Annotated in this window: 1 protein-coding gene; it reads left to right on the top strand. The window is 65.0% G+C overall.

Annotated elements, in window-relative coordinates; all coding sequences use genetic code 11:
• On the top strand, positions 1-666 hold a 666-nt coding region (locus tag AC0L3A_RS40755; protein ID WP_473256583.1), incomplete at its 5' end, for an FAD-binding oxidoreductase.
• Positions 667-854: the final 188 nt, after the last annotated feature.

The following is an 854-nucleotide window of genomic DNA, read 5'->3' as shown; positions in this document are numbered from 1 at the left end:
GCGCGCATTGAGCTGCTCAATGCCGCGCAGGTGAAGGCTTGCAACGCCTATTCGAAGCTGACGCTGGCGGAGACGCCGCTGTTGCTGATGGAATTCCACGGCAGCGAGATCGAGGTGGCCGAGCAGTCCAAGGCGTTCGGCGAGATCGCCAGGGATTGCGGCGGCGGTGATTTCTCCTGGACCACCAAGCCGGAGGATCGCACAAAACTTTGGCAGGCACGGCACGACGCCTATTGGTCGGTGAAGGCGCTACGGCCCGGCGACAGCATCGGCGTGGTCGCGACCGACGTCTGCGTGCCGATCTCGCGGCTTGCGGAATGCGTCGGCGAGACCGAGGAAGACCTCAAGCGCCTCAATCTGTTGTCGCCGATCGTCGGTCATGTCGGCGACGGCAATTTTCACTGCTCGCTGGTCTGCGACACCAACGATGCCGACGAGATGGCGCGCGGCGAGGAATTCATGCACCGCCTGGTCGAGCGGGCGCAGGCGATGGACGGCACCTGCACCGGCGAGCACGGCATCGGCCAGGGCAAGCAGAAATATCTCAGGGCCGAGCTCGGGCCGGAAGCGCTGGATGCGATGCGGGCGCTGAAGCATGCGCTCGATCCGCAGAACATCTTCAACCCCGGCAAGATCGTGCCGGAGGCGGAGAGCCTGCGCAGCTAACGACCGGGAACTTTCGGCAGTCCTGTCGGTTCCAACTCCCGCCAGTTCCGATGCCTCAATGGCAGGGGTCTGCGCGGGAGGGTACAATGGTGCGACCGGTCATTCGAATTGCCGCGGTGGCATTTGCGTGCATGCTGGCGGGAGCGGTACTGGCGAAAGGCGGCCATGGCGGCGGCCATGGCGGTGGG

The organism is Bradyrhizobium sp. MI1.3 (genome assembly GCF_055811695.1).
This window is presented reverse-complemented; position numbering and strand designations above follow the sequence as displayed.